We start from the raw sequence: 15,688 nt of genomic DNA, 5'->3' as shown, positions 1-15,688 counted from the left end.
TGACGCAGACACCGCAAGGCGCGCGGCCTGAAAGGTCGCCCGCCCCTGCGGAAATTTTGAGGTTGCCGGGAGAGGCGGCCTGGGTAAGGCCGCCGAATCTTCAGCGAGTTGCTGCCAGTTCCTGTTGGACGCTGGCGACAGTGCGAGGCCAAGGTTTACCAGCCTGAACCTTCGCTGGCAAGGCCTTGATGGCGGAAACGGCTGCATCACGGTTGGCAAAGCTGCCGTAGGTGATGACATACAGTGGCTTGCCGTTGAGCACTTTCTTGAAATAGCGGTACTCGCCGCCCTGCTCCTTGACGAAGTTCTGTGCCGTGGCTTCGGAACTGGTGCCGAGGATCTGCACCACGTAGTTGCCCGGGGCCTGGCCGGCGTACCAGCTACCGCCCGTGGCCTTGGCCGGGGCAGCAGCAGGCTTGGCTGCGGGTGCCGGCGCCGCGGGCTTGGCGGCAGGCGCTGGAACCGGGGCAGGCTTGGCGGTGGCCACCTGGGTGGGCGCCGGGGTCGGCTTGGCGGCCGGAGCAGGTGTTGGCGTCGGCGCGGGACCGGCCGGCACGCCCACAGGCGGTGCGGTGGTGGTCACGGTCGGTGGCACGTCGCTGCTGTCGTCGATCGGTGGCGCTGCGCCATCGTCGCCTTCGGTGATGCCGCCGGCCGCTTCAGCCAGCGGGCCACGCATGACCGGCTGCGACTGGCCGACCAGCGGCAGTGGCATCGGCTGGGTGTTGCCGGCGAACTCCACTGCCGGCGCACCACCGTTGGGTTGCGGCGTCCCTTGGCCGAGAGGCAGTTGCGCCTGTTCATTGGCAGGGGCACCCGTGGTGGGTGCCTTGGTGCGACCCGGCATCAGCCAGGCGGCGGCAACCGCGACCACGACGACGGCGGAAATTGCCAATACGTGTTTCTTCGGCATGTTGAACCCCATACTTGGACGCTTCACCGCTGAGCGGCTGGCAATCATGACTTCGATCAGAGCATCGCGGGCGACCTGGTTGATATTGCCAGGCCAACCGTCGGCGCTTTCGTGAATCTCAGAGATCTGATCGGCGGTAAAAAGTTCGATACCCCGGCCCGCACCCTCAAGACGCTGGGCCAGGTATTCACGCGTTTCTTCCTCGGTGTAGGGCGCCAGCTCGATGACGTGGAAGCGCTCTTCCTCAAGGCTCAATTGGTCCAGGTCGGCGATCAGCGACGACTCACCAAACAGGAACACATGAGGGCGACCCTCCGGCGCACCGGCTGCCAAGGCCAGCAGGGCCTCGAGGGCCGACTCGTCGAGTTGCTCGGCATCGTCCACCAGCAGATAGACTTCCTGCCCGGTCAGTGCCAACTGCACGATCTGATCGAGAATTGCACCAATTTCGGCCTGCGCAACGTTCAGCGCCTGGGCCACCTGACGCAATACACCGGCGGAATCACCGGCGCCACGGGCCGACACCACCACGCTTTGCACGGACTGCTTGTTGGTGCTGGCCACCAGGGCCTGGCGCAACAAGGTCTTGCCGCTGCCCTGGGGACCGGTGACCACCAGCAGCAACTGGCTGTAGCGCGCCAGGTGATGCAACTGGCCCAGTACCGGTTTGCGCTGGGCAGGGAAGAACTTGAAGCCCGGGACCCGCGGTGCGAAAGGGTCATGACTCAATTGGAAATGGCCGAGGAAAGCCTCGTCGGCATGCAAACTAGTCATCGGATCTTATTAACCTTTAAGCTGAGCCAGGGCGCGGTAGTCCGCTCCCAGCGTGGCCTGTAGAACTTCTTTCGGATAATCGTCGGTCACCACCGCTTCGCCCATGTGGCGCAGCAGCACCAGACGCAGACGACCGTCGATCACTTTTTTGTCGATTGCCATGTGTTCAAGAAAATCCGCCTCGCTCATTTCCTCGGGCGGAACCACCGGCAATCCGGCGCGCTGGAACAGACGAATACCGCGATCACGCTCCTGCTCGCTGATCCAGCCCAGGCGCGCAGACATCTCCAGGGCCATGACCGTACCGGCCGCAACCGCTTCACCGTGCAGCCAGACACCATAGCCCATGTGGGTTTCGATGGCGTGGCCAAAGGTGTGGCCCAGGTTGAGCGTGGCCCGCACTCCCGACTCCCGCTCATCGGCACCGACCACGGCGGCCTTGGCGGCGCAGGAACGTTCAATGGCGTAGGTCAGGGCCGCCTGATCCAGTGCACGTAAACGGTCGACATTCTCTTCGAGCCAGCCCAGGAACGGCTCGTCGCAGATCAGCCCGTATTTGATGACCTCCGCCAGCCCCGCAGACAGTTCACGGGCAGGCAAGGTGTTGAGGGTAGCGGTATCGATCAGCACCACGTTGGGCTGATAGAAAGCCCCCACCATGTTCTTGCCCAGCGGATGGTTGATCCCGGTCTTGCCGCCCACTGACGAATCGACCTGGGACAGCAGCGTGGTGGGGATCTGGATGAAATCGACGCCACGCTGATAGCAGGCGGCGGCAAAACCGGCCATGTCGCCGATCACGCCGCCACCGAGGGCAATCACCGTGGTGCGCCGATCGTGCCGCGCACTCAGCAGGCCGTCGAAAATAAGCTGCAAGGTTTCCCAATTCTTGAAGGCTTCACCGTCGGGCAACACCACGGAAATGACCGAGAAGGCCGACAGGCTGCGGGTCAGACGTTCCAGATACAGGGGCGCGACGGTTTCATTGGAAATGATCGCCACTTGCCGCCCGGCGATATGCGGCGCCAGCAGTTCGGGCTGGTCCAGCAAGCCTTCGCCAATATGAATCGGGTAGCTGCGCTCGCCCAGGTCGACCTTAAGTGTCTGCATGTGTCCCCACAGTGAAGATGGAATCAGGCGTCCTGCCTGCAATTAACGAAAGTCCACGGTGCTTGTTCTGACGCCAGTTAATGGCCATCCGCCACGCCCCAGCCGGGCCACGACGGGACGTCGAGGATAGCGCATTTCGCCAAGCGCATTAACGGGGAGGCAGTTGCTGAAGACGATCAAGGATGTCGAGCACCACCATCCGCGGCGGCCGCTCGTCGGTTTCCACCACCAGGTCGGCGATCTCCCGATACAACGGGTCACGCAGCTCCAGCAGATCCCGCAGGGTTTTGGCCGGGTCGGCGGTACGCAACAGCGGACGGTTGCGATCCCGGGCCGTGCGGCCGACCTGTTGTTCGACGGAGGCATGCAGGTAGACCACTCGTCCGCCGGCATGCAGCGCCCGACGATTGGCTTCGCGCATGACCGCGCCGCCGCCGGTGGCCAGCACCACGCCATCGAACGCGCACAGCTCGGCGATCATCGCCTGCTCACGGTCACGAAAGCCCGGTTCGCCTTCCTTGTCGAAAATCCATGGGATATTAGCGCCCGTGCGCAATTCAATTTCCTTGTCGGAATCTTTGAATGGCAGGCGCAGCTCTTTGGCCAGCAAACGGCCGATGGTGCTTTTTCCAGCGCCCATCGGCCCTACAAGAATCAAATTTCGCACAGAATCAACGACTCACAGCAATCGCCTGGTTGTTCATGATACGCGGAGTGAGGAACACCAGCAGCTCGGATTTTTTCTCCGAGACTACATCACGCCGGAAAAGGCGGCCAAGATACGGCACATCGCCAAGAAATGGCACCTTATCTACAACCTTGCTCTGAGTATTTGAGAAAACCCCGCCAATCACAATGGTCTCGCCGTCATTGACCAAGACCTTGGCGTTGACCTCGTTTTTCTTGATTGGCGGCACATCCTGCACCTTGTTCAAGTAGTCCGGCTCATCCTTGGTGACCTTGACCTCCATGATGATGCGGTTGTCCGGGGTGATCTGCGGAGTCACCTCCAGCGACAGCGAAGCCTCCTTGAACGACACCGACGTGGCACCGCTGGAACTGGCTTCCTGATAAGGGATTTCCGTGCCCTTGAGGATTTTTGCCGTCTCCTTGTCGGAGGTCACCACCTTGGGCTGGGAGACGATTTCGCCGTTGCCGGTCTTTTCCATGGCCGTCAGTTCAAGGTCCAGCAAGACGTTGTCGGTAATGAACGCAATGCCGATTCCGGAGGTATTGCCCGACGCGCCCAGATCGACAAACGGCTGGTTGGTGCTGGTACTGCCCGGCGTGCCAATGGTGGTGGAGTCGCCGGTGGTGACCCCGGAGGAATTCCAGTTGCCCTTGTTCTGGATCGAACCGCCCCAACGCACACCCAGGCTTTTGTCGTAATCGACATTGGCCTCGACGATCCGCGCCTCGATCATCACCTGGCGCACCGGAATATCCAGTTGCGCCACGATCCTGCGCAGTTCGTCGAGCCGGTCCTGGGTCTGGTAGGCAATGATGTTGTTGGTGCGCTCATCGACCGTGATCGTGCCGCGCTCGTCGGCTTTCGCCTCGGCACTGGTCACCGACTGGAACAGCTTGGCGATGTCCGCCGCCTTGGCGTAGTTGACCTGCAACAGCTCACGCCGCAGTGGTGCCAGGTCGGCAATCTGCTTCTGCGACTCCAGCTCCTGGCGCTCGCGAGCGGCAATTTCATCGGCCGGAGCCACCAGCAGCACGTTGCCGACCTTGCGCTTGTCCAGACCCTTGGTCTTGAGCACCAGATCCAGCGCCTGGTCCCAAGGCACGTTCTGCAAGCGCAGGGTGATGCCGCCCTGCACCGTGTCGCTGGCCACCAGGTTCAGGTTGGTGAAATCGGCGATCAATTGCAGCACCGAGCGCACCTCGATGTCCTGGAAGTTGAGCGAGAGCTTCTCGCCACTGTAGGCCGCGCGGTCGGCGTTGCGTTTTTGCAGGTCGTCGACGGTCATGGGACGGACGCTGACGGTGAGCTTGTTGTCGGTCTGGTAGGTCGAGTAGTCGAAGGTGCCGCTGGGTTCGATGCTGATGGTCGCCCGGTCGCTGCCGGCGCTGGCATTGACGAACTGCACCGGGGTGGCGAAGTCCTTGACGTCCAGGCGCACCCGCAATGGCTCGGGCAACTGGGTCCTGGCGAAATTGAGGATGATCTTGCCTTCGCGCTCCTGGATGTCCGGGGCGATGGACGGATCAGACAGATCAATTACCACGTTGCCTTCGCCCTGGGTCCCACGCTGGAAGTCAACCCCACGGATCGCCTTGCCCACTGGCGCACTGGCCCTCGCGGGCGCCGCGCTGGCAACCGCCGTGCGCGGGGCCTGGACGGTGTTCTTCGCAGCAGCGCTCTTCGCAGAGCCCCCCTTGCCGACCACCACGAACAGATGGTTACCTTCGACCCGGGTATCGTACGGCGCCAGTTGGGTAAGGCCGATGATCAACCGGGTGCGATCCCCGGCCTCGACCACGGTGGCGCTGCGTGCATTGCCCCCGCCCAGGTCGTGGTTCTTGCTGGCCAGTTGATTGGTCACCCCGGGCAGGTCCAGGGCAATCCGGGCCGGTTGTTCGGTGGTGTAGCCCCGAGGAGTCGGCGGCGGACCATCGAAGGTAAGCTTCAACTCGACACGGTCCCCCGGCAACGCCGCCACATCCAGCGTCTTCAGACTGGCCCCATGAACCATCGGCGACAACAGCGCTATCCATAGCGAAATACCGAGGGCTGAAAAAATCCTGTTCATTGTTCGAGTTCCACTATGAATGCTCTTTCAAAGGAATGGTCCGTGGTCGCTCCAGCCAGGCACCCTCGCCATCGGGAACGATTTCGACCACATCGACCTGAGTGGCACTGATGGCGACGATCCGCCCGTCGTTGCGACCCAGATAGTCGCCGACCTTGAGCCGATGCACTCCGCCCGCGCCACGCAGGAGCGCGAAGGAGCCACTGACGTTGGAGATCGTACCGACCATTTCGAACTGCTCGATGTTGAAGCCCTCCAGGTACTGCTTGACCCGGTTGGGGTCGGGCCGGACATTGCGCGAGCCCCGCTGCCGGTCGGCCTGGTCCACGCGAACCTGCCGGGAAAACGGACTGCGCAGGTTCGCGGCGCTGTAGGTAAAGGTTTCGTAGGGCCTGAACGTGGGTGTCGGCTCGATCTTGCCAGGCGGGCGCAGGCGCACTTCGTTCATATAGGCGTCCAGGTCGCTGAAACCATTGTCGTTGTTGCAGCCCGCCAGCGCGACCAGGCCTGCCAGCAGGCAGATGCGACACACCGGCCTCATGGTTGCGCCTCCTGCTCGTTGTACCGGTAGGTCTTGGCCTGGATACTCATGCGCAGCTTCGTGCCCGCCTCGGGCTCCATCGGAGCGATTTCGAAATCGTGCAGCGTGACGATTCGGGGCAACCCGGCCACTCCACTGACGAACGTCGCCAGGTCGTGGTAGCCGCCGGTCACGGTGATCTGGATCGGCAACTCGATGTAGAACGGCTGGGTGACCTCCGGCAGCAGCTTGATTTCCTCGAACTCCAGGCCGCTGCCCAGGCCGGTGCGAGTGATGTCCTCCAGCAGGCCCGGCACTTCGGTATCGCTGGGCAATTGCCGCAACAGCACACCAAAAGACGTTTCCATCTGCTTCATCTGCTCGGTGTAGCGCTCCAGGTTCGCGGCCATGTGGGCCTTGCCCGCGAATTGCGCCTTGAGGGTGTTTTCTTCCTCGCGCACCTGCTGCAACTGGTTTTCCAGGTCACTCAAGGCAAAGTTATAGCCCAGCCCCAGCACCAGGACCACCAGCAGGACGCCGGCCAGCCATTTGATGGGCGCCGGCCAGGAACCGATGTTGTTGGTGTCCAGGTCACTGAGGTCGATCTTGCGCAGCGCGTCGAACCACTCCCCTGGTTTCATTGGGCGTCCTCCGCATCGGCCGGGCGGGTCTGGCGCACCGTCAGTTGGAAAACGTTGGCCTGGTCGAGTTGCCCGGCGGTGGTGGCCTTGACCTCCGTCAGGTTGGGCGTGTCGAACAGGTCCGACGAGTCCAGGTTGCGCATCAGGTCCGAGACCCGGTTGTTCGATTCCGCGGCCCCCTTGATCGAGAGCGTGTGGTCTTCCATCTTCACTTCGGTGAAATAAACACCTTCCGGCAAGGTCCTCGCCAACTGGTCGAAAATGCGCCCGCTGACCGGCCGGTTCCCCTGCAAGTCCTGAATGATGCGCATACGCTCCAGCAATTGCTGGCGACGAGCCTTCAATTCGCTGATCTGCTTGATGCGCTCGTCCAGCACGGCGATCTGCTCCGAGAGATGGTTATTGCGAGCGACCTGGTGGTCGATGGCGCCGTCGATGTATCGGACCGCAACCAGGACCACGCCGACCGCACCGACCAGCGCGCCCACCAAGGCCAGCAAAAAGCGTTTGCGCCGTTCTTCGCGCAGTTCTTCGCGCCAGGGTAGCAGGTTGATCCGCGCCATCAGTCGAAGCTCCTGAGGGCCAGCCCGCAGGCAATCATCAGCGCCGGTGCATCACTGGCCAGCGCCCCGGCATTGACCTTGCTGCCCAGGGCCATGTTGGTAAACGGGTTGGCCACCTGGGTCGGGGTACCCAGGCGTTGTTCGATCAGCCGATCCAGGCCGGCGACCGAAGCCGTGCCCCCGGCCAGCAGGATGTGGTCGACCGCACTGTACTGGCCCGAGGCGAAGAAGAACTGCAGGGATCGCGAGACCTGCTGTACCAGAGCCTCGCGAAAGGGTTGCAACACTTCGCTCAGGTAATCGTCCGGCAGCCCTCCCTGCTTCTTTGCCAAGCCGGCCTGCTCGGGCGTCAAGCCATAGCGGCGCTGAATCTCCTCGGTCAGTTGGCGGCCGCCGAACAATTGTTCGCGGGTATAGATGATGCGCCCGTTGTGCAGCACGCTGAGGGTGGTCATGGTGGCGCCGATGTCGATAACCGCCACAGTCAGCCGTTCCTGGGAGGCGGCCAGTTGCGTGGCGAGCAAGCCGAAAGCACGCTCCAGCGCATAAGCCTCCACGTCGACCACCCGGGCCGTCAGCCCGGCGAGCGCCAACGCGGCCTCGCGGACCTCGACGTTTTCCTTGCGGCAGGCCGCCAGCAGCACTTCGACGCGCTCGGCACTGCGCGGCGAAACGCCCACCACTTCGAAATCGATGGCCACCTCATCCAGCGGATAGGGAATGTATTGATCGGCCTCGATCTTGAGCTGGTTTTCCATGTCATCGTCGGACAACCCGGCGTCCATCTCGATGGTCTTGGTAATCACCGCCGACCCCGCAACGGCCACCGCCACGCTACGCACGGGCGTCTTGGCCTTGGCCAACAGCCGTGACAATGCCTGGCCCACCCCTTCGAGATCGGCGATGTTCTTCTCGACCACGGCGTTGGCCGGCAACGGTTCGACCGCGTAGGACTCGACGCGATATCGCTCGCCCTGGCGGCTCAACTCGAGCAGCTTCACCGACGTGGAGCTGATGTCGATCCCCAGAAGCGTATGGGCTTTTTTATTGAAGAGTCGTAGCACTACCAATTCCCTATGACTATCCGTGAGTTACGGACTCTCTAATATGCATTGCGTTCAATCACTCCGGTCCGACGGACGTCCGGATGGCATTCGCGACGAAAAAAAATGCTTATAATGCCCAGCGTTTTTTTCGCTTTGTTGCAAGCACGGGTCCATCCCTGCACCTGGCGCCTTTTTCATTCTTTGCCTGGATATCCAAAAGCCTTGATTCGTCTGCTGAAATTTTTCGGATGGTCCATCGTCGCCGTTTTCTGCGGACTGCTCTTGGGCCTGAGCGGTGCCTTCCTTTACCTTAGTCCGGGATTGCCGTCCGTGGAGGCGCTGAGAAGTATTCAGTTGCAGATTCCTCTGCGGGTGTACAGCAGCGATAACAAGCTGATTGCCGAATTTGGCGAAATGCGCCGCACACCGATCCGTTTCGCCGACATTCCCCCCAATTTCATCAATGCGTTACTAAGTGCTGAAGACGATAACTTCGCCAACCACTATGGCGTCGATCCCGGCAGCCTGATGCGCGCCGCCAGCCAGTTGGTCAAGAGCGGGCACATCCAGTCCGGCGGTAGCACCATCACCATGCAGGTGGCCAAGAACTTCTTCCTGACCAGCGAGCGCAGCTTCTCGCGCAAGACCACCGAGATCCTCCTGGCCCTGCAAATCGAGCGACAGCTGACCAAGGATGAAATCCTCGAGCTGTACGTGAACAAGATTTACCTGGGCAACCGCGCCTACGGCATCGAGGCGGCGGCACAGGTGTACTACGGCAAGTCGATCCGCGATGTGAGCCTGGCGCAGATGGCGATGATCGCCGGCCTGCCCAAGGCACCGTCACGCTTCAACCCGCTGGCCAACCCGGCGCGCAGCAAGGAGCGTCGCGACTGGATCCTGGGGCGCATGTACAAGCTCGGCAAGATCAGCGAGGCCGACTACACCGCCGCGATCAATGAACCGCTGAACGCCAGCTATCACGTACCGACCCCGGAAGTGAACGCCCCGTATATCGCCGAGATGGCCCGTGCCGAGATGGTCGGGCGCTATGGCAGCGACGCTTATACCGAAGGTTTCCGCGTGACCACCACGGTACCGAGCAACTTGCAGGAAATGGCCAACACCGCCCTGCACGAGGGCCTGATGACCTACGACCAGCGCCACGGCTACCGCGGCCCTGAATCGCGCCTGCCGGGCAAGACCAAGGAAGCCTGGGCCCTGGAGTTGACCAAGCAACGCACCATCAGCAGCCTGGAGCCGGCGATCGTCACCTCGGTGGACAAGGACGGCATCAAGGTGCTGACCCGCAACGGCGAGCTGGAAGAGCATGTGGCCTGGGACACCATGAAATGGGCCCGTCCGTTCCTCAATACCAACAGCATGGGCGCCAACCCACGACAGCCATCCGACGTGGCCCAGGTCGGCGACCTGATCCGCGTCCAGCGCCAGGCGGACAACACCCTCAAGTTCAGCCAGATCCCGGCCGCCCAGGGCGCGCTGGTGTCCCTCGACCCGCAGGACGGTGCCATCCGTTCGCTGGTGGGTGGTTTCGCCTTCGAGCAGAGCAACTACAACCGGGCGTTGCAGGCCAAGCGCCAGCCGGGCTCGAGCTTCAAGCCGTTCGTCTACAGCGCCGCCCTGGATAACGGCTACACCGCCGCCAGCCTGGTGAACGATGCGCCGATCGTGTTCGTCGATGAGTACCTGGACAAGGTCTGGCGGCCGAAGAACGATACCAATACATTCCTCGGCCCGATTCGCCTGCGTGAGGCGCTGTACAAATCCCGCAACCTGGTATCGATCCGCCTGTTGCAGGCACTGGGCGTGGACCGCACCATCGACTACATCAGCAAGTTCGGCTTCAACAAGCAGGACTTGCCGCGCAACCTGTCCCTGGCCCTGGGCACCGCGACCCTGACGCCGATGGAAATCGCCACGGGCTGGAGTACGTTCGCCAACGGCGGGTACAAGATCACCCCGTACATCATCGACAAGATCGAAAGCCGCAACGGCGAGACGCTGTTCGTTGCCAACCCGCCACGCGTGCCCACGGGCGAGCAGGCCAGCGATGGCCTCGCCGCGCCGTCCACCGAGACGTTCACGGTCAATGCGACGCCGGGCGAAGCCACGACGGCCCCAGGCCTGCCGCAAGCGCCCGCCGTCGCGGAGCGCATTATCGATGGCCGCACCACCTATATCCTCAACAGCATGCTCCAGGACGTGATCAAGCTCGGCACCGGTCGCCGCGCACTGGCCCTGGGCCGCACCGACCTGGCGGGCAAGACCGGTACCACCAACGAATCCAAGGACGCCTGGTTCTCCGGCTACAACGCCGATTACGTGACCACCGTCTGGACCGGTTTCGACCAGCCCGAAAGCCTGGGCCGCCGTGAGTTCGGTGGCACCGTGGCGCTGCCGATCTGGATGAGCTACATGGGTGCCGCCCTCAAGGACAAACCGCCTCACACCCAGCCGGAACCGGAAGGCATCCTCAGCCTGCGGGTCGACCCGGTCAGTGGTCGCGCAGCCACGCCAGGTACCCCGGGCGCGTACTTCGAACTGTTCAAGAGCGAAGACACGCCACCGTCGGTCAACGAGCTGGGCAACGGCGCTGCGCCGGGCAGCCCGCTGCCGGCGGACGAGGCGGCGCCGATCGATCTGTTCTGACCGCCCCCCCAAAGCCCCGCCTTCGGAAGAAGTGCGGGGCTTTTTTTGCAGGCTATATCGTGGCGAGGGGATTTATCCCCGCAGGGCTGCGCAGCAGCCCAAAAACCAGGCAGCACGGAACAACAGATGAACCGCGCCAGCCGGATTACGACTGCTGCGCAGCCGAGCGGGGATAAATCCCCTCGCCACGGGTTTCTGACTTCTGGAAAGATTTCTAACCACCCACAACCCCACAGGCAATAAAAAACCCCGACTCACAGGAGCCGGGGTTTTTCGTTGAAGCGCTACAACGGCTTAGCCGTTGAACACGTCATCCACGCTCTTGAGCGGGTAGTTCTTCGGATACGGCAGGGTGGCCACGCCAGTCTCGATGGCGGCCTTGGCCACGGCGTCGGAGATCAGGGTGATCAGGCGGGCGTCCATTGGCTTCGGAATGATGTACTCACGACCGAATTCCAGCTTGATGCCGCCGTAGGCGTCACACACTTCCTGAGGCACCGGCAGCTTGGCCAGTTCGCGCAGGGCGTTGGCGGCCGCGACTTTCATTTCTTCGTTGATGCGCTTGGCGCGAACGTCCAGGGCACCGCGGAAGATGAACGGGAAGCCCAGTACGTTGTTGACCTGGTTCGGGTAGTCCGAACGGCCGGTGGCCATGATCACGTCGCTGCGGGTAGCGTGAGCCAGCTCCGGGGAGATTTCCGGATCCGGGTTCGAGCAGGCGAACACGATCGGGTTCGGCGCCATGCGCAGCAGGTTTTCCGGGCTCAGCAGGTTCGGACCCGACAGACCGACGAATACGTCGGCACCGTCCAGCGCGTCCGCCAGGGAGCGCTTGTCGGTCGCGTGGGCGAACACGGCCTTGTACTGGTTCAGGTCGTCACGGCCGGAGTGGATCACGCCGGTACGGTCGACCATGAAGATGTTTTCGATCTTGGCGCCCATGCTCACCAGCAACTTCATGCAGGAGATGGCCGCGGCGCCGGCACCCAGGCAGACGATCTTGGCTTCAGGCAGGGTTTTGCCAGCGATTTCCAGGGCGTTGATCATGCCGGCCGCGGTGACGATGGCGGTGCCGTGCTGGTCATCGTGGAATACCGGGATGTCGCACTGTTCGATCAGGGCGCGCTCGATCTCGAAGCACTCAGGTGCCTTGATGTCTTCCAGGTTGATGCCGCCGAAGGTGATGGAGATACGCTTGACGGTGTCGATGAAGGCTTGCGGGCTCTCGGAGTCGACTTCGATGTCGAATACGTCGATACCGGCGAAGCGCTTGAACAGCACACCCTTGCCTTCCATGACCGGCTTGGAGGCCAATGGGCCGAGGTTACCCAGGCCGAGAATCGCGGTGCCATCGGAAATGACTGCAACCAGGTTGCCTTTACCGGTGTATTTGTAGGCCAGTTCAGGGTCGCGAGCGATTTCGCGTACTGGTTCGGCTACGCCGGGGCTGTAGGCCAGCGACAAGTCGCGAGCAGTAGCGGTGGCCTTGGTGAGCTCGACACTCAGCTTCCCTGGACGAGGATTAGCGTGATATTCGAGAGCGGCAGTTTTCAGATCAGACATGTGGGCATTCCGCTTTTTACTGTGTTGGACAGACGGACCGCCGAGGATACGCGCCTCGTAAAATCCCCACAAGACTGACCAGTCACTACTGTCAAGCGCCCTGCCCTACGACTTTGGGCCAAGAGCCATGAAACACAAGGGCTACATGCATACAATCAGATAGAAAAATGTCTACAATTTTTAATCAAGCCCTCTCGCGCAGCCCGATACCTTGCTTTATCGCAGGCACAAAAAAGGCGTCCACAAGGGACGCCTTCTTTATCAATCTGGAAGGGTCGAGACGACCTTCCAAAATGATCAGCCTCAGGCTTTTGGAGTAACTTTGCCGAAAGCACCGAAACGATCGGCGAACTTCTGAACGCGGCCGCCGGTATCCAGAGTCTTTTGCTTACCGGTGTAGAACGGGTGGCATTCGTTGCAAACGTCGATCGCCAGGGCTTTGCCGTAGGTCGAACGCGTTTCGAACTTGTTGCCGCAGCTGCAGGTTACGGCAATTACTGGGTATTCCGGATGGATATCGGTTTTCATGCTGTTTTCCTCAGGCTAGCGTGCCGCCACCCAACACTATTGTTGAATACCGCACGTAAATAGGCCGCGGATTCTACCAGACAACGTCAATCACGCAAGCTATGACTTGCACCAACCGTCTGCTAGGCTCCCCGCCTCATGCGCAAGCTCTTCCACAAGGGTTGTGCCAAGCCTTCTGAATTTGTCTGTATATCGAGACCCTCCCGCGTGCCCGACGCCATCCTGCGCCTCGCCCTGCCTTCGCCCCTGCGCCGCCTGTTCGACTACCGCGCCCCGGCCGGGGTCCTGCGCGCCCAGTTGCAACCAGGCATGCGCCTGCGGGTACCGTTCGGCCGCCGGGAGATGATCGGGATCCTGGTTGAGGTCACCGATCACAGCGAAGTGCCGGCCGACAAGCTCAAACCGGCCCTGGCCCTGCTCGATGCCACGCCACCCTTGCCGGCGTCGCTGTTCAAGCTGTGCCTGTGGACCTCCCAGTATTACCAGCACAGCCTCGGCGATACCTTGAGCTGGGCGCTGCCGGTACTGCTGCGCCAGGGCGAACTGGCCGAGGCGCGCCAGGAGCGGTTCTGGTCGGTGGCCCCGGGAGCCTCGCTGGACGATCCGCGCATCGCCCGTGCCCCGCGCCAGCGCGAAGCCCTGGCGACCCTGGCCCAACATCCCCACGGTGTGGCCCATCAATTGCTGAGCAAACTGATGCTCAGCAAGGACAGCCTCGACCTGCTGCTGGCCAAGGACCTGGTCCAGGTGGAGATCCGCAGGCACGCTCCCGGCGCCCGCCATGAACATTGGCTGGCCCAGCCGGAACTGCCGCTCAACGCCGAACAACGGGCCGCTTGCGAAGCGATCCGGGCCGGCTTCGACAGTTATCACGCCTTTCTGCTGGCGGGCGTCACCGGCAGCGGCAAGACCGAAGTTTATCTACAGCTGATCCGCCAGACCCTGGAAGCCGGCAAACAGGCCCTGGTGCTGATTCCGGAAATCAACCTCGGCCCGCAAACCCTGGCGCGCTTCGAACAACGCTTCAACGCCCGGATCGCCCTGGTGCACTCGGCGGTCAACGACCGCGAACGCCTGGAAGCCTGGCTGGCCGCCCGCGATGGCGAGGCCGACATCATCATCGGCACCCGTTCGGCCCTGTTCACGCCGATGAAAAACCCCGGCCTGATCATCATCGACGAAGAACACGACGGCTCCTATAAACAGCAGGAAGGCCTGCGCTACCACGCCCGCGACCTGGCGCTGGTGCGCGCGCGCCAGGAAAACATCCCCATTGTCCTGGGCTCGGCGACGCCGTCCCTGGAAAGCCTGCACAACGCCTATACCGGCCGCTACGGCCTGCTGCGCCTGAACGAACGGGCCGGCGGCGCCAAGCAACCGCGCTTCCTGCGCCTGGATGTGAAAAGCCGTCCGCTGGACAGCGGTATTTCCGGGCCGATGCAGCAAGCCATCGGCCAGACCCTGGCCGCCGGGCAACAGGTCCTGGTGTTTCTCAATCGCCGCGGGTTTGCCCCGACCCTGTTGTGCCATGACTGTGGCTGGATGTCCGGTTGCGAACGCTGCGACGCGCGGATGACCGTGCATCAGCGCCACGGCGAACTGCGTTGCCACCATTGCGGCCACGTCGAGCGCGTGCCAAGGCACTGCCCACAGTGCGGCAAAGTGGATTTGCGCCCGGTCGGCGCCGGCACCGAACGCGCCGAAGAACGGCTGGGCATCCTGTTCCCCGATTACCCGGTATTGCGGGTGGATCGCGACAGCACCTCGCGCAAGGACGCGATGAACCAGTTGTTCGCCACGATCCAGAAGGGCCAGCCGTGCATCCTGGTGGGCACGCAGATGCTCGCCAAGGGGCACCACTTTCCCCGGGTCACGCTGGTGTCGATCCTCGACGCCGATGGCGGCCTGTTCTCCGGTGACTTCCGCGCCAGCGAGCGCATGGCGCAGTTGATCGTCCAGGTCGCGGGGCGGGCCGGGCGGGCCGAGGAGCCGGGCAAAGTGATTATCCAGACGCACCTGGCCGATCACCCGTTGTTGATCCAACTGACCGAACAAGGTTATTTCGCCTTCGCCGAACAGGCCTTGAGCGAACGGCGCAGCGCTGGTCTGCCGCCGTTTGCCCACCTGGCATTGCTGCGGGCCGAAGCCCACAAGCCGGGGCAGGCCGAAGCATTCCTCGACGAGGCCTGCAGCGAGGCAGAACGCTTGCTGGCAGAGCAGAGCCTCACCGGCATCGAACTGTTGGGCCCGGTACCGGCACCGATGGAACGGCGGGCCGGGCGCTATCGCGCGCAGCTTTTATTGCAAGCCAATGCCCGGGCGCCACTGCATCGTCTGCTGAGTGCCTGGCTGCTGGTGCTGGAGCAAATGCCCAGCGGGCGAGCGGTGCGCTGGTCGCTGGATGTGGATCCGGTGGATTTGTATTGACCCAGGCATCGTCATCGCGAGCAGGCTCGCTCCCACATGGGAATGCAATTTTCTGTGGGAGCGAGCCTGCTCGCGATGAGGCCCGAATAATCACCACACATCCCCAACCGACCCGCTACAGTTGGCAAGCCCGCCTTCGCCACGGATAATGCCCAGTTTTTCCACCAGCGCATC

The 15,688-nt window shown here is 62.5% G+C and carries 12 protein-coding genes; 2 read left to right on the top strand and 10 right to left on the bottom strand.

What is annotated here, in order from left to right; translation table 11 throughout:
- Nucleotides 1-100: 100 nt before the first annotated feature.
- The 8 genes from PBDP_RS02360 to PBDP_RS02325 form a co-directional block, all read right to left on the bottom strand.
- Nucleotides 101-1,687, bottom strand: coding sequence for an AAA family ATPase (locus PBDP_RS02360; RefSeq protein ID WP_212801767.1), 1,587 nt, complete (start codon nucleotides 1,685-1,687; stop codon nucleotides 101-103).
- A gap of 9 nt (nucleotides 1,688-1,696) precedes the next feature.
- On the bottom strand, nucleotides 1,697-2,797 hold the full coding sequence (gene aroB, locus PBDP_RS02355; RefSeq protein WP_212801766.1) for a 3-dehydroquinate synthase: 1,101 nt from the start codon (nucleotides 2,795-2,797) through the stop codon (nucleotides 1,697-1,699).
- 148 nt (nucleotides 2,798-2,945) lie between these two features.
- Complete coding sequence (gene aroK, locus PBDP_RS02350; RefSeq protein WP_003196983.1) at nucleotides 2,946-3,464, bottom strand: shikimate kinase AroK; 519 nt, start codon at nucleotides 3,462-3,464, stop codon at nucleotides 2,946-2,948.
- A gap of 4 nt (nucleotides 3,465-3,468) precedes the next feature.
- Nucleotides 3,469-5,556, bottom strand: coding sequence for a type IV pilus secretin PilQ (locus tag PBDP_RS02345; RefSeq protein ID WP_212801765.1), 2,088 nt, complete (start codon nucleotides 5,554-5,556; stop codon nucleotides 3,469-3,471).
- A gap of 13 nt (nucleotides 5,557-5,569) precedes the next feature.
- Nucleotides 5,570-6,097 carry a pilus assembly protein PilP gene (locus tag PBDP_RS02340; protein WP_109752040.1) on the bottom strand — a complete coding sequence of 176 codons (528 nt, stop codon included), beginning with the start codon at nucleotides 6,095-6,097 and terminating at the stop codon, nucleotides 5,570-5,572.
- A complete protein-coding gene (gene pilO / locus PBDP_RS02335; protein ID WP_109752039.1) occupies nucleotides 6,094-6,717 on the bottom strand; it encodes a type 4a pilus biogenesis protein PilO in 624 nt (207 codons plus the stop codon). The genes PBDP_RS02340 and pilO overlap by 4 nt, the downstream gene beginning before the upstream one ends.
- The gene (locus PBDP_RS02330) at nucleotides 6,714-7,280 is read right to left on the bottom strand and encodes a PilN domain-containing protein (protein WP_109752038.1); all 567 of its coding nucleotides are present in this window, start codon (nucleotides 7,278-7,280) and stop codon (nucleotides 6,714-6,716) included. Before PBDP_RS02330 ends, pilO begins: the two co-directional genes overlap by 4 nt.
- A complete protein-coding gene (locus PBDP_RS02325) occupies nucleotides 7,280-8,344 on the bottom strand; it encodes a pilus assembly protein PilM (protein ID WP_109752037.1) in 1,065 nt (354 codons plus the stop codon). Before PBDP_RS02325 ends, PBDP_RS02330 begins: the two co-directional genes overlap by 1 nt.
- Before the next feature lie 207 nt (nucleotides 8,345-8,551).
- Between PBDP_RS02325 and PBDP_RS02320 the strand changes: the two genes are divergently transcribed.
- Nucleotides 8,552-10,996 (top strand): penicillin-binding protein 1A, encoded by a 2,445-nt coding sequence (locus PBDP_RS02320; RefSeq protein ID WP_178082464.1) that lies wholly within the window; start codon nucleotides 8,552-8,554, stop codon nucleotides 10,994-10,996.
- A 294-nt stretch (nucleotides 10,997-11,290) separates the two neighbouring features.
- On the opposite strand, the gene PBDP_RS02315 is transcribed toward PBDP_RS02320, so the two are convergent.
- Together PBDP_RS02315 and rpmE are read right to left on the bottom strand one after the other, a co-directional pair.
- Nucleotides 11,291-12,559, bottom strand: a complete 1,269-nt coding sequence (locus PBDP_RS02315; RefSeq protein ID WP_109752035.1) for a malic enzyme-like NAD(P)-binding protein — start codon at nucleotides 12,557-12,559, stop codon at nucleotides 11,291-11,293.
- Between the two features lie 303 nt (nucleotides 12,560-12,862).
- On the bottom strand, nucleotides 12,863-13,087 hold the full coding sequence (gene rpmE / locus PBDP_RS02310; protein WP_003196965.1) for a 50S ribosomal protein L31: 225 nt from the start codon (nucleotides 13,085-13,087) through the stop codon (nucleotides 12,863-12,865).
- A 207-nt stretch (nucleotides 13,088-13,294) separates the two neighbouring features.
- Between rpmE and PBDP_RS02305 the strand changes: the two genes are divergently transcribed.
- Nucleotides 13,295-15,514: a primosomal protein N' gene (locus PBDP_RS02305; RefSeq protein WP_109752034.1), complete on the top strand. Its 2,220-nt coding sequence runs from the start codon at nucleotides 13,295-13,297 to the stop codon at nucleotides 15,512-15,514.
- Nucleotides 15,515-15,688: the final 174 nt, after the last annotated feature.

It is taken from the genome of Pseudomonas sp. St290 (assembly GCF_018325805.1).
GTDB lineage: Bacteria > Pseudomonadota > Gammaproteobacteria > Pseudomonadales > Pseudomonadaceae > Aquipseudomonas > Aquipseudomonas bijieensis.
This window is presented reverse-complemented; position numbering and strand designations above follow the sequence as displayed.

Coding starts and splice junctions, on each gene's coding strand:
- pilO (WP_109752039.1), bottom strand. CDS start 6,717: ATGAAACCAGGGGAGTGGTTCGACGCGCTGCGCAAGATCGACCTCAGT.
- PBDP_RS02330 (WP_109752038.1), bottom strand. CDS start 7,280: ATGGCGCGGATCAACCTGCTACCCTGGCGCGAAGAACTGCGCGAAGAA.
- rpmE (WP_003196965.1), bottom strand. CDS start 13,087: ATGAAAACCGATATCCATCCGGAATACCCAGTAATTGCCGTAACCTGC.
- PBDP_RS02345 (WP_212801765.1), bottom strand. CDS start 5,556: ATGAACAGGATTTTTTCAGCCCTCGGTATTTCGCTATGGATAGCGCTG.
- PBDP_RS02315 (WP_109752035.1), bottom strand. CDS start 12,559: ATGTCTGATCTGAAAACTGCCGCTCTCGAATATCACGCTAATCCTCGT.
- PBDP_RS02360 (WP_212801767.1), bottom strand. CDS start 1,687: ATGACTAGTTTGCATGCCGACGAGGCTTTCCTCGGCCATTTCCAATTG.
- aroB (WP_212801766.1), bottom strand. CDS start 2,797: ATGCAGACACTTAAGGTCGACCTGGGCGAGCGCAGCTACCCGATTCAT.
- PBDP_RS02340 (WP_109752040.1), bottom strand. CDS start 6,097: ATGAGGCCGGTGTGTCGCATCTGCCTGCTGGCAGGCCTGGTCGCGCTG.